This window comes from Desulfomicrobium apsheronum, assembly GCF_900114115.1.
Taxonomy (GTDB): Bacteria; Desulfobacterota; Desulfovibrionia; order Desulfovibrionales; family Desulfomicrobiaceae; genus Desulfomicrobium; species Desulfomicrobium apsheronum.
The window spans coordinates 44,357-57,411 of the sequence record NZ_FORX01000021.1; the positions used below are offsets into that span (position 1 = coordinate 44,357).

Genomic DNA, 13,055 nt, shown 5'->3' on the forward strand with positions numbered 1-13,055 from the left:
TTTGTTTGGCTAGTGATCGATGGCCGCACCCGCTCCGCGCGGGATGCGCACGCTTTCCACCATCTCCTGCACGGCGAGCGGCGGAGCCTTGGTGATCATGGAGACGCCGAATGTGACCGCGAAGTTGATGACCATGCCCACCGTTCCGATGCCTTCGGGGCTGATGCCGAAGAACCAGGGAGACACGCCCATGAACTTGGTCTGTACGATGTAGAGCATGGTGAATCCGATACCGCTGATCATGCCGCTGATGGCTCCTTCCTTGGTTGCGCGCTTCCAGAAGATGCCGAGCACGATGATGGGGAAGAAGGAGGACGAAGCCAGTCCGAAAGCCAGCGCCACGACCTGGGCGACAAATCCCGGAGGGTTGATGCCGAAGTATCCCGCGATGATGACGCCCACGCCGATCATGACCCGGCCCACGAGCAGGCGTATCTTCTCCGAGGCGCCGCGGTTGATGATGCGGTAGTAGAGGTCATGGGAGATGGACGAGGCGATGACCAGCAAGAGTCCGGCCGCCGTGGACAGGGCAGCGGCAAGTCCGCCTGCCGCGACCAGGGCGATGACCCAGGGCGGAAGCTGCGAGATTTCGGGGGTGGCCAGGACCATGATGTCGTTGTCTATGTAAAGTTCGTTGGCGTTGTCGAGAGGCGCGTTCGTGATCAGTCGCTGGCCGTGTGCACCCGTTTCTCCGCTGTAGGTTGGCTTGCCCGCGAAGGCCGCACCGGCCCTGTAGGTGATGATGCCGTCATTGTTCTTGTCCACCCAGGCCAGAAGACCTGTTTTTTCCCAGTTGCCGAACCAGGCGGGTACCGAGGAGTACGATGTTTCGCTCAGTGCCTTGGTCAGGGTATAGCGGGAGAACGCGCCCAGAGCCGGAGCCGTGGTATAGAGGATGCCGATGAACAGAATGGCGTAGAAGGCCGAGAGGCGGGCGGCCCGGACGCTGGGCACGGTGTAGAAACGGATGATGACGTGGGGCAGTCCGGCCGTGCCGACCATGAGACACATGGTGATGGCGAAGACGTCGATCATGGGTTTCGTGCCCGCGCCAAACGCGCTGGTGTACTCGGCGAAGCCAAGATCCCTGCCGATCTGGTTCAGGGTTTCGAGCAGATACTTGCCCGAGTCGGCTCCAGCGAGAATGGTGCTTCCAAAACCTGCCTGCGGGATGGGATTGCCGGTCAGCTTGAGCGAGATGGCGATGGCCGGAATGAGGAAGGCCGTGATCAGCACGCAGTACTGGGCCACCTGGGTCCAGGTGATGCCCTTCATGCCGCCGATGGCCGCGTACAGGAAAACCAGGACCATGCCGATCATGACTCCGGTATTGACGTCGACTTCCAGAAAGCGGCTGAAGACGATGCCGACCCCGCGCATCTGCCCGGCCACGTAGGTCAGGGAGACGAAGATGGCACAGATCAGCGCCACGAGCCTGGCCGCCGAGGAATAATAACGGTCGCCGACGAAGTCCGGGACCGTGAACTTGCCGAACTTGCGCAGATAGGGGGCCAGGAGCAGGGCCAGGAGCACGTAGCCGCCGGTCCAGCCCATGAGGTACATGCAGCCAGCATAGCCCATGAACGAGATCATGCCGGCCATGGAGATGAAAGAGGCGGCGCTCATCCAGTCGGCCGCCGTGGCCATTCCGTTGGCCAAGGGCGGAACACCGCCTCCGGCGACGTAAAAGCCCTTTGTGTCCTTGACGCGGGATGTCCAGGCGATTCCTATGTAGAGGGCGAACGTCGCGCCCACGATGAGATAAGTCCAGATTTGCAGTGACATGATTCCTCCGGTTGGTCAGTTGCTATTCATGCACGTCGTATTTCTTATCCAGCCGATCCATGAGCAGGAAGTAGGCAAGGATGATGAGTACGAAAACATAGATCGACCCTTGCTGGGCAAACCAGAAACCTAGAGGAAATCCGCCAAGATGGAAGGCGTTGAGTTGTTCGACGAATAAAATCCCGAATCCGTAGGATACCGTCGCCCAGATGGCCAAAAGGATGAGCATGTACGTTTTGTTTCTTTTCCAGTAACTTTGCATTGACATATCCATGTTGTCCCCCCTGTGAAAAAAGCGTTGATGAAATGTGGCTTCACCCGATTGAGCTTGGATGTTTTCTGACACGCTTTGCAAAGCATTGCATCTGCTTTCCGGTGAATGGAGGGAGAAACAGGTTATTGGCGAAAGGAGTCGAATTGAACTGGCTAATGGGAATTTGTAGCCGCTGACCGGGTTGCGGCTACCGTTCGGTTGTAGGTGATAAGTGATGGTAATAAGTGGATGTTCGAACTATGTACGCACATTGTGCAGAGGCTCTGGAAGCGTTTTACGGCGGGGAACGGACTCATTTTGGCCGTGACTTGCGTCAGGCGCAGGGTCAGCGGTCGAATTCACACATTGCCGAGTGAAGGAGGGATATCATGATTTCCATTGTCGTAGCCGACATCACGACATTGCAGGTGGATGCCATCGTCAACGCGGCCAATTCTTCGCTCTTGGGCGGAGGCGGGGTGGACGGCGCCATTCATCGAGCGGCAGGTCCCGAACTCTTGGCCGAATGCCGCACCCTTGGGGGATGCCCTGCAGGAGAGGCGCGGATAACCAGAGGCTACCGTCTGCCTGCCAGATACGTAATCCACACCGTAGGCCCGGTCTGGAAAGGCGGCGGGCAGGGCGAGCGGGAAGTATTGGCCAATTGCTACAGGGCCTGCCTGACTTTGGCGCTGGAGCACGGCCTGGGCAGCGTGGCTTTTCCGGCCATCAGTTGCGGAGCGTACGGTTTTCCGGCGGCAGAAGCCTGTGCCGTGGCCGTGTCCCAGGTTCGGGTTTTTCAGCGCGAGCATCTGGCGCCAGCCTCGGTGGTCATTGCATGCTTTTCCGAATCAATGCGGCGCTTGTACGAGCAATGTCTTGCCAAAGAAGGTGACTGATGATTCCGGATGCGGGGCGTTTTCTTGCCTGAGGGCCGCGCCTGACTTTCGCGTCCTGGGCGGAGCCCCTTTATTTTGCAGGGGGCATGGGCTAGACCTTGGGCAACAAAGCGTTTTGAATCCGCCGCTTATACGCGATGAGCATCCACTGAACACAATTGCCGGGAAGAACATGAAGATCATCGTCTGCCTGCTGTGCCTTTTCTCCTTTTTTGCCTGCTCCGGGCAACGCGCTCCGGTTCAGGCGCCGGTCGCGGTGCAAGCGCCCATTCTTCCCGAGTTCGAGGTTCTGAACACCCTGCATCAGCAGTTTCTCGTTTTCCGGGAAGATGACATTTTTCGGCGCTACGGCTTTACGTACAATTCCCCCTACGCCGACTGGTTGCAGCGGGTCCGCAGCCTGGAGCAGGACCCGGCAATGGGCGACGTGGCCCGCCTCTTGGCCGGCCTTTCCATTGCCTACCGCACGCATGGGGGCAAGAGCAGTGTTTACGCGCAGTTCGAGGAACGCTTCGACAAGGCGTTGCGCGCTCCCGTGGCACCTGAGCCCACGGTTCGGCCCGCGCCCGCGACCACGCCTGCGCCCGCCGCGCCTCCCGAACCCGGCGTCACGATTCTTTTCAGTGGCGACACCCGGGGAGACGTGTTCCCGAAGTCCGGCCTGACAGGAGACGTGGGCGGGCTGGCCCGGCGTCCGTCCACGATTGCGTATTTCAGGGAAAAGGATCCGGGTGTCCTTCTGCTTGACGCGGGAGACGCATTTGCCTCGGGATTTGCTGGCTCGGAGATGACAAACAAGGTCCTGGTCCGGGCCATGAACCGTATGCGCTACGACGCCATGGGCCTCGGGCCGCAAGATTTGGCCATGGGCGAGGTGGCGCTCCGGGAGCTTGTCGGCATGGCGAAATTTCCCCTTGTCTGCTCCAATCTGGAGTTCGGAAAGGGCGCCTCGCCATGGATCAAGCCTTATGCGATTTTCGAGCGAAACCGACTCAGGGTAGCCGTAGTGAGTCTATTGCCCCCGATTCCCGGGGCAGTGATTACCGGAGCACGCTTCATTGCCCCGGCTCGCGCCCTGCGCGCTCTTTTGCCGGGGCTGCAAGACAAGGTGGACTGCATTGTGCTTCTGACGCAGTTTGGAAGAGAGGACATGGCCGGCCTGCTTGGCGGAGCCGAGGAGATCGGGGTGATTCTGGGCGACAGCATGGAGTTTTCGCGAGGAAGGCCCGCATACATCCCCGCCGTCCCAGGGGGGCGTGGTTTTGGATCTGTCCGTCTGGAACACCGGGATGCAGGCATTGCGCGCATCACCCAGACCATGCCAGTGCTCCTGGGAGCGGAGCCCGATGCGCAAATTCATGAAATGCTGGATGAACTCGAATAGCTGGAAAAAATGCTTGCTTTTTTAAAATGGTTTGGGCAGTAACCGTTTTCGCGTTGTGGGGCTGTAGCTCAGCTGGGAGAGCGCTTGAATGGCATTCAAGAGGTCCGCGGTTCGATCCCGCGTAGCTCCACCACTTAAACGCTTGAAAAAACATTATGTTTACTTGAATGCCGCAAACGAAAAAGCCGTCCGAAAGGGCGGCTTTTTCGTTTGCGGCGTTTTTTTTGCCGTACGCGCCGCCAGACTGCTTGCATATTTTCATGGCGGCCAAGAATTACTCCAGACTTCCCGCGTCGATCCCCCCCCATTTCACCTTTGATCCGTCGCCTCACTTCAAAATACAGGCGCTGCTCCGGGCAGGCCTTGGTCATGTTTTTCAAGGTAATACAGCGCAAACTGATTGGCGGTAGAGCAGAGTTTCCGGGATTCCGATTTTGACTGTTGCTTTCCTCTTCGAATTACTACTCATCTGTGCCCAGAATATTTTTTCCGCCATTTGTTGATTGTGGTGCTTTTTTTGGTCGCCGTTGCATGGTGTTTCAAGTAGGGTGTCGACTTTTCAGCTTGTGGTGATGCGATGTTTTCTACTATTATTACAGTCTTTTGCTGAATTCTGATTTGACGGGTGCAGTCAGCTTCCGGTGACTTCATTCAATTTTACGCAATGGTTTTTTAATAAGTACGTATCAAATTGAGTAGGGAAGCGTTTATGAAAATACTATTGAATAGGCATTGTAGCTAAGAAGTATATGCAAGTAATGTAAGTACTCATGGGTGAGAATTCCTTAATTTTCGCGCAATTTTATTTATAGTAACGATAAAAACCATTTTTATACAAGAGGTTTTTATGCAAATCCAAAAAATAATCAGAGAATTTGATCAATTACATATTCATTTGAATAATGAAATATATCATTACAATGATGAATTGGAAGAATGCAGGATTCTTATTGTAGATGATTATGAAATCAATATTCTTGTTTTGATCGAGGCGCTTAAATCATACTCAAAAATTTCCGTTTCTCAAGACAGCAAGATAGCATTTGATTCTTTGTCGTACTCATTACCAGACATAGTACTTCTTGATTTGTTCATGCCTGACATGAATGGTTTTGAAATTTGCAAATATATAAAAAACAATGAGCATACTAGCGATATTCCAATTATTTTCATTACATCAGCACACGATCCTTTAAGCCTGAGTAAAGCTTTTGAACTTGGCGCTGTAGATTACATAAAAAAGCCTTTTGATACGATTGAGGTCAATGCTCGGCTGCGAACACACTTGAAGCTTAAAATTGCTGAGCGTAAATTGAAAGAGCATAATGCAAATCTTGAAATAAAAGTGGTTGAGAGAACAAAAAAACTTGAAGAAAAAAATATTGAGCTCAATGAAGTAAAGCGGGAGACGATTTTCAGATTATGTCTTGCTGCAGAAATGCGTGATGTAGACACTGGAAATCACATCAACCGCATTCAGGCATACACTGAAGTAATCGCTTTGAAATGCGGAATGTCGCGAGAAGAAGCCGAACAATTGAGTTTGGCAAGTTCAATGCACGATCTTGGAAAAATAGGCATTCCGGACCACATTCTACTCAAGCCGGGCGAGCTCACTTCTGAAGAATCTGAAATCATGAAGCAACATACCGTGATCGGCGCGAGGGCCTTGGCGGATGGAAAGTCTGATTTGTTGCGCGTGGCGCACAGGGTGGCCTTGTCGCATCACGAACGTTGGGATGGAAAGGGCTACCCACAGGGCTTGCGCGGTGTGAACATACCCATTGAAGCGCGGATTGTCGGACTTGTGGACGTCTTTGACGCCTTGATTTCACGAAGAGCATATAAACATGCATTTACTGTGGATGATGCGATCATGATCATCCTCAGCGAGAAAGGAAATCATTTCGATCCCAAGCTTGTAGACATATTTATCGCATCATTGAATGAAATAATGGCTATCAAGGACATGTTTTCTTATGAATGAATTTACTTTTGTTAAGTCATTTTTGTCGAAATCTGCAACATTTCTTGATGGATTGAATTGGGATTTAGTATCAATGCGTACCTCTTGCGGGAATCAAAGCATTAAAGAGGTCACTGCAAAAAGTCGTCATCCCCTTGAAGAAGGGGATCCATTCCTTTTTAACTGTTTGAAAAGAAGGGATTTTCGCCTTCGCGGGAGTGACACTCGGGTTCTTTTGCGACTTTTTGCAGTGTCGTCATTAAAGACGATGGTCGGTGAAGCGTGTGGATCAAAGAAGGCAGTGGGGCTGTAAATGCACGCCAGGATCGTTCCGGTCACTCCAGAGAAACGACGATGCAAGGGAGAAGTGAAATGAACTCGCAAAAAAATCGGCCGGGGCTTCAGCCTCAAGTTGGAGGAATCGTTGGCGAGAGCGGCTCGGAAGATCCTGCCGCACCAAAAACAGCATTGACCTCTCGGTCCGAGGCGAAGGGCAAGGCTGGCGCGGCTTATGGATTTGTGGGGGAGTTGCGTGATCTCGATTCCAAGGATCAGTTCGTGGCCAATAGTCTGCTGATTGCCGCCATACTCTTGTTTGTTGTCGTTGTTTCGTGGGCCGCGTACGCTCCGCTCGATGAAACGGTAAGGGGTTTTGGCAAAGTCATTCCGTCATCCGATATAAAGCGTGTCCAAAATTTCGAGGGAGGAATAGTCAAGGAAATACTGGTCCGTGAAGGGGAGCTGGTCTCAAAGGGACAACTGCTCATCCTGCTGAATCAGATTCAGATGGGATCCAGATTTCGGGAACAGCACTCGGGCTACCTTGATTCCATTCTCGCCATCGCCCGATTGGAGGCTGAGCTTAATGCGAGGGAGGACATGGATTTTCCCGAAGAGATCCTGAATCAAAAGCCGCATCTCGTCGAGAATCAGCGTCGGCTTTTGCGTTCGCGAAATGACAGTCGCCGGAGCGCGTTGAGCGTGCTTGAGTGTGAGCGTGAGCAACGCGTCCAGGAGCTCAAGGAGCTCAGGAGTCGGCTTGATTTTCAGCTGAAAACCCATGCTCTGCTCAAACAGGAAGTGGAGATGATTCGCGGCATGACAGCCAAAGGCGCGGCTTCGGACATGGATCTCTTGCGGGCGCAGCGCGAATTCTCCGATCTTTCCGGCCAGATTGCCGATACGCGTATAGCAATCCCCAAGGTGCTCGCGGCTGTCGAGGGGGCTAATCATCGCATCGAGGAGCAGAAGGGCAGACAACGCTCCGCCATACTGGATGAACTCACCGCGATTCGCACGCAAATGGAAGGCGTGAGAGAGACCTTGCCCGCGCTGGAAGACAAAATGGACCGCACGAGTGTCAGGTCTCCGGTGGACGGCACGGTCAAGCGGGTTTTTGTGAGCACGATCGGCGAAGCAGTCGGTGCCGGCAAGGAGATGCTTGAAATCGTGCCGAGAGAAGATTCTCTGTTGATAGAGGCAAAAGTTTCGCCGCGAGATATCGCGTTTCTTTATTCCGGTCAGGCCGCCGATGTAAAAATCACGGCGTACGATTTTTCGATCTTCGGCAGCATGCCGGGCATCGTGGAGCATATAAGCGCCGATGCCATCACGGACGAGCAGCAAAAACAGAGTTATTACCTCATCAAGGTAAGAACGCATAAAGCATCCTTGAAAGGACGTGCTGGCGAAGAACTCCCGATCATACCAGGTATGGTTGCGGAGGTGGACGTACTCACCGGAAAGAAGACCGTGTTGGAATATATTCTGAAACCTATCCTCAAAACTGCACAAAGCTCGTTACTGGAGAGGTGATGGGACGTACTTATTACGGAGAAAGGGCATGAAAAAAACGATTCTCTTGGTTGAAGACGACCTCCTGTTGCGCAAGGGATTGAAAACCATGATTGAGATGCGGGGCGGATTCAGTATCGAAGCGGATACGGGCAGTGGAAAGGAGGCGCTGAGGCTTTTTGGAATGGTCCACCCGGATATTGTTTTGCTCGACCTGCGACTTCCCGACATCCCCGGCACGGAGGTACTGCGGCAGTTGAAACAGGCGGCGCCGAAGGTTCCGGTTATCTTGCTGACCATTTGCGAAGAGAACGAACTGCTTTTTCAAGCTCTTGCCCTTGGCGCCAACGCCTATGTGCTCAAGGGGGCAGGGCCGGAAGAATTGTTCTTGGGGATTCATTATTCTCTTAAAAATGAGGTGTTTATAAGCCCAAAATTGGCCAAGATAATTGTCGATGATTATCTCTTGGTCAACCAACATCGCAAATCCCTTCCTCCTCTGCACAATCTTACGGCACGGGAAAAGCAGATAGTGAGGCTTATTATTGACGGTAAAAAGAGCAAGGAGATTGCCGATATTCTTTTCATCAGCATCAAGACCGTGAATAAACACAGATCAAATATTCTCGTGAAACTCGGAATTCACAATCTTTCCGAGCTTCGCCAAAGAAAACTTTATGTATTGGATACTATAATTGATGAGAGTCAGAAGAAAAAATTAAAAAACTAACGCAGAAGAAAGTATGAAAAAATTTTTTATTCGCATAAAAGATTGTTTGTTCATGAAAATTTCAAAATTCCTCGTTTCATATTTTTAATAGTGAGCGTGGGATTTTTTATTTGCATCGCAAGATTTTTCATTATCGCAAAAAAGTCGTCATCCCCTTGGAGAAGGGGATGACGACTTTTTAACTATTTGAAAAGAATGGATTTCGCGCCATTGTTCTACATGGCCCGCCTACCCATGCTGGGCATACGTTCGAGGGGATGGCTCTCAGGTTTTTTCGCTACTTTTTTGCAGCACGGTCTTGGTATGCCTTTTGTCGGGTCGTGTTTTTTGTGTCGGATTCAGGGCGGCTATGCTTCCGCGTAGGCTTTCAAGGCGAGCAGGCCCTTGCGAATTTCGTCCGCGCCTATGCCCGAATAGGCAAGGCGTACGAAGCGCTGTTTCTCCCCGGGCAGAGGGCGGCCGAAGTGCAGGCGCGTGCAGAGCGAGACGCCCGTTCTGACCAGGACGTCCTCGGCGAAGGCCGCATAGTCGGCGCCGAAGCCCTTGCGCGCCATGAGTTCCGTGACTTCGGGAAAGAGGTAGAAGGTCGCTTCGGGCCTGGGACAACTCACGCCGGGCATGGAGTTCAGCAAATCGACGGCAATGTCGCGCCGCTCCTTGAGGGTTTCAAGGATGGCTCTGGGACCGGACTGGTCGCCGGTCAGGCCTTCGAGGGCGCCGTGCTGGATGAAGTGGTTGGAGCAAGACTCGTCGTTGACGTTGAGCTTGGCGATGATGTCGATGACCGCCTTGGGCCCGATGGCGGCACCCAGGCGCCAGCCTGTCATGGCGAACTTCTTGGAGAAGGTGTAGAGGATGATGCTGCGTGCCTGCATGCCTGGAATGGCGGCCAGCGAGGAGCTTTTTCCGCCGTAGCGGATGTCGAAATAGGCCTCGTCCAGAAGGACTGACAGGTTGTGGCGCATGGCCAGATAGGCCAGTCGTTCGCGCTCCTGCGGCGTGCATTCGGCCCCGAGCGGGTTTTGCAGGTCGTTGATGATGATGGCCTTGGTTCGCGGCGTGACGAGGCTCTCCAGGTAATCGAGGTCGATATGGAAACCCGCGTCGTCACGTACGTAGCGGTAGGGCACCGCAACCCCTCCGTGGTATTCGATCTGGGACTCGTAGATGGGGTAGCCCGGGTTGGGGTAGAGGACCTCCTCGCCAGGATTCATGCAGGCCATGATGAATTTGCCGATGACGGGCTTGCCGCCGGGCTGGATGGCCACATTCTCCATGGAGTAGTCCACTCCCCTGGCCGCGCTCACATCCCCGGCCAGGGCGTCGCGCAGTTCCGGGATGCCGGGGCTCGGGCAATAGCCGGTCTTCCCGGCGCGCATGGCCCCGCAGGCGGCGTCCATGACGTTTTGGGGCGTCGGGATGTTCATGTCGCCCAGATGGAAGGGAAAGACCTCGTGGCCGGCGGCCTTGTGGGCGGCGGCGCGGGCGGCCACGGCAAAGGCCGTCTCGGTGCCGAGTCGTGCGATTCTGTCTGCGATGCGCATGGATGACCTCACTTGAGTTTGAAAATTGCTGATTCGATGAAACGCCAGGCAACCGGATAGTCCTCGGCGTGCATGAGCCGGGTGATCTCGTCTTCGATGCTGTCCAGCATGGTTCACACGGCATTGCTCAGGCGCGCATTGGCCTTGAAGGTGCGCCTGATGTCCCCGTGAGCAGGCGAAGTGTCCGATGTCAGATAATCGTTGTACCCGTATCGTCGGAGGTAATGGAGGAGCTTCACGTATTCAAGGTATTGTTTGGTGTCGCAGAAGCAATCCAAGTTCCCCCTGCCATTTTTATAATATTGGCAAAATCGCTGTCTTCTTCAATAAAAAGCGCATATTATTCTTTTAAAAATAAGTATTTACCCTGATTGTGGGTCGAGGATTTTCTCTGCACTGTCACGACGCAAACACGGGATGGAATCGTCTTTCCCGTCATGTCTATCAGGCCACACTGTGCGTCCGTGCGCGCAGGATTGGTGATGAGTCCTGTCATGACCGTCTATGCGTTGAAATCCAAGTTTCAGAATATGCTCCGCCCCGCCTGCCGATTTCTGGCGGATAATGGTGTTACGGCAAATCAGGTCACTGTCTCGGCCACGATCTTGTCTGCTGCGGCGGGCAGTCTTGTCTGGCTTTCCGCCGGGGCAAGATGGACCCTTGCGGTCTTGCCGTGCGCTTTGTTCGTGCGGATGGCTTTCAATGCGCTGGATGGGATGCTGGCGCGGGAGCACGGAATGCGGTCCGATGTGGGCGCCATGCTGAACGAATTGGGCGACGTGGTCTCCGACGCGGCGCTGTATCTGCCCCTGACTGTGGTGCCGGGATGCTCCGCGCCGTTGGTCGTGATGGCTGTGGTGCTGGGGACGCTCAGCGAGATGGTCGGGATTCTCGGTGTCCAGTTTGGGGGCGGTCGGCGATATGACGGCCCCATGGGCAAGAGTGATCGTGCCGCGGCCTTTGGCCTGCTCTCGCTGGCCTTTGCGAGCGGGGCGCCGCGAGAGACCTGGCCTCATGCTGTTATGATCGGGATTGTCATGCTGCTGGTCGTCACGATTTTCCGGAGGGCCGGGAAGGCTTTGCAGGGAGGAGCGGCATGATCGCGCTTCACGCGTTGCCGCCTTCCAGACTCTTCATGATCTCCACACTTGCCGTCCTGGCCGTGGTCACCCTTGGTGTGGCCCTGAAGGAGGTACATCGCTCCGGCCAAGACAGGCAACGCAGCGAAGTGCTGGTGCGCACGAGAACATGGTGGCTCATCGTGCTTCCGCTGTTCGGAACCCTGTCCGCCTCACGGGGTGCCGCGATCAGCTTTTTCTGCATCGTGTTCTATCTGGCATTCAAAGAGTACCTCACGTTCATTCCTACCAGAAGGGCCGACCACAGAGTCCTGTTCTGGGCTTACCTCGCCATACCGATCCAGTATTATTTTGCCTATATCTCTTGGTACGGGATGTTTATAATCTTCATTCCGGTCTACTGCTTCCTGCTGCTCCCCGTCAGGATGTTGCTACGCGGGGATACGCAAGGGTTTCTCAAGGCCGTGGGAACGCTGCATTGGGGCCTCATGACCACGGTGTTCAGTCTGAGCCATGCGGCCTTTCTGCTTACCCTTCGCGGCGAGGATGTGGAGGGCGACTACGGAGTCAGTCTGGTTCTGCTCCTCGTCATTCTGACGGAAGCCAATGATATCGCTCAGTTCTGCTGGGGCAAGGGGTTTGGTCACGCCAAGGTGGTGCCTTCGGTCAGTCCGAACAAAACATGGGCGGGTCTGGCCGGCGGAGTGGCCACCACGGCCCTGCTGGCGGGCCTGGTCGGACCATATCTCACCCCAATGACCGTATCGCAGGCGCTGCTGGCGGGGGTGCTGATCGGCATTTCCGGTTTTTTCGGGGACATCTGCGTCTCGGCGATCAAGCGCGACATCGGCATAAAAGACACGGGGAACATGTTGCCCGGTCATGGCGGCATTCTGGACCGGGTGGACAGCCTGACGTTCACGGCCCCGGTCTTCTTCCATTTCATCTACTACACGTATCACTGAGACATGAAAGGCATTCTCAGATTGCTTTGGTTCACCCTGTTCGCCAGGCCCCTGATTTTTTTGATCATGGGGGTGAACGTCAGAAACCGCCAGGGCCTCGGCACAACTTCTCCGTCCATCGTGGTCGCAAATCACAACAGCCACCTCGACGCTCTGGTCCTCATGTCGATGTTCCCCCTGTCCAGTCTGAGAAAAGTGCGTCCGGTGGCCGCGCAGGACTATTTCCTGAGAAACAGGTGGCTGGCTTGGTTCGCCCTGAACGTCATCGGCATCATTCCCTTCATGCGCTTGGCCGAGGGGCGCAGGGATGATCCCCTTGCCGCCTGCTCAGCGGCGCTGACAGGCGGGGAGACTCTTATTTTCTTTCCCGAGGGCAGCAGGGGGGAGCCGGAGCGCATGGGCGAATTCAGGACCGGGATTGCGCACCTGGCCAGACGGCACCCGAATACACCTGTAATCCCCGTCTTTCTGCAGGGGATCGGTAAATCACTGCCCAGGGGCGAATGGGTTCTGGTTCCTGTCATTTGTGACGTTGTCGTCGGAGCCGCGTTGCATTGGGACGGGTGTCGCAAGAGTTTCATGAAACGTCTCGCGGACAGCTTCGAAAGGTTGGCGTCGACAGTGAGCCGCCATGGTGTCGACTGAGGCCTGGCCGG

Annotated in this window: 12 protein-coding genes and 1 tRNA gene; 10 read left to right on the forward strand and 3 right to left on the reverse strand. The window is 54.5% G+C overall.

Annotated elements, in window-relative coordinates:
* Nucleotides 1-9 precede the first annotated feature (9 nt).
* The gene (locus tag BMZ40_RS16375; RefSeq protein WP_092378375.1) at nt 10-1,785 is read right to left on the reverse strand and encodes a sodium:solute symporter family protein; all 1,776 of its coding nucleotides are present in this window, start codon (nt 1,783-1,785) and stop codon (nt 10-12) included.
* A gap of 22 nt (nt 1,786-1,807) precedes the next feature.
* The gene (locus BMZ40_RS16380) at nt 1,808-2,059 is read right to left on the reverse strand and encodes a DUF4212 domain-containing protein (protein WP_092378381.1); all 252 of its coding nucleotides are present in this window, start codon (nt 2,057-2,059) and stop codon (nt 1,808-1,810) included.
* Between the two features lie 368 nt (nt 2,060-2,427).
* Between BMZ40_RS16380 and BMZ40_RS16385 the strand changes: the two genes are divergently transcribed.
* The 7 genes from BMZ40_RS16385 (at nt 2,428) to BMZ40_RS16410 (ending at nt 8,811) form a co-directional block, all read left to right on the forward strand.
* A complete protein-coding gene (locus BMZ40_RS16385; protein WP_092378384.1) occupies nt 2,428-2,937 on the forward strand; it encodes an O-acetyl-ADP-ribose deacetylase in 510 nt (169 codons plus the stop codon).
* A 172-nt stretch (nt 2,938-3,109) separates the two neighbouring features.
* Complete coding sequence (locus tag BMZ40_RS16390; RefSeq protein WP_092378387.1) at nt 3,110-4,321, forward strand: bifunctional UDP-sugar hydrolase/5'-nucleotidase; 1,212 nt, start codon at nt 3,110-3,112, stop codon at nt 4,319-4,321.
* A gap of 57 nt (nt 4,322-4,378) precedes the next feature.
* A tRNA-Ala gene (locus BMZ40_RS16395) sits at nt 4,379-4,454 on the forward strand.
* A gap of 714 nt (nt 4,455-5,168) precedes the next feature.
* On the forward strand, nt 5,169-6,308 hold the full coding sequence (locus BMZ40_RS16400; protein ID WP_092378392.1) for a response regulator: 1,140 nt from the start codon (nt 5,169-5,171) through the stop codon (nt 6,306-6,308).
* Entirely contained in the window at nt 6,301-6,600 is a 300-nt protein-coding gene (locus BMZ40_RS19365) for a hypothetical protein (RefSeq protein ID WP_143075673.1), read from the forward strand. The genes BMZ40_RS16400 and BMZ40_RS19365 overlap by 8 nt, the downstream gene beginning before the upstream one ends.
* A 59-nt stretch (nt 6,601-6,659) precedes the next feature.
* The gene (locus BMZ40_RS16405; protein WP_092378395.1) at nt 6,660-8,102 is read left to right on the forward strand and encodes an HlyD family type I secretion periplasmic adaptor subunit; all 1,443 of its coding nucleotides are present in this window, start codon (nt 6,660-6,662) and stop codon (nt 8,100-8,102) included.
* Between the two features lie 28 nt (nt 8,103-8,130).
* Entirely contained in the window at nt 8,131-8,811 is a 681-nt protein-coding gene (locus BMZ40_RS16410; protein WP_092378397.1) for a response regulator, read from the forward strand.
* A 347-nt stretch (nt 8,812-9,158) separates the two neighbouring features.
* On the opposite strand, the gene BMZ40_RS16415 is transcribed toward BMZ40_RS16410, so the two are convergent.
* On the reverse strand, nt 9,159-10,355 hold the full coding sequence (locus BMZ40_RS16415) for a pyridoxal phosphate-dependent aminotransferase (RefSeq protein ID WP_092378400.1): 1,197 nt from the start codon (nt 10,353-10,355) through the stop codon (nt 9,159-9,161).
* A gap of 494 nt (nt 10,356-10,849) precedes the next feature.
* On the opposite strand from BMZ40_RS16415, the gene BMZ40_RS16420 reads away from it, so the two are divergent.
* The 3 genes from BMZ40_RS16420 to BMZ40_RS16430 are packed head-to-tail and all read left to right on the forward strand — an operon-like array spanning nt 10,850 to nt 13,044.
* The gene (locus BMZ40_RS16420) at nt 10,850-11,455 is read left to right on the forward strand and encodes a CDP-alcohol phosphatidyltransferase family protein (protein WP_092378483.1); all 606 of its coding nucleotides are present in this window, start codon (nt 10,850-10,852) and stop codon (nt 11,453-11,455) included.
* The gene (locus BMZ40_RS16425; protein ID WP_218143790.1) at nt 11,452-12,399 is read left to right on the forward strand and encodes a phosphatidate cytidylyltransferase; all 948 of its coding nucleotides are present in this window, start codon (nt 11,452-11,454) and stop codon (nt 12,397-12,399) included. The genes BMZ40_RS16420 and BMZ40_RS16425 overlap by 4 nt, the downstream gene beginning before the upstream one ends.
* A 3-nt stretch (nt 12,400-12,402) precedes the next feature.
* Complete coding sequence (locus tag BMZ40_RS16430) at nt 12,403-13,044, forward strand: lysophospholipid acyltransferase family protein (protein WP_143075674.1); 642 nt, start codon at nt 12,403-12,405, stop codon at nt 13,042-13,044.
* The last annotated feature ends 11 nt before the right edge of the window (nt 13,045-13,055 follow it).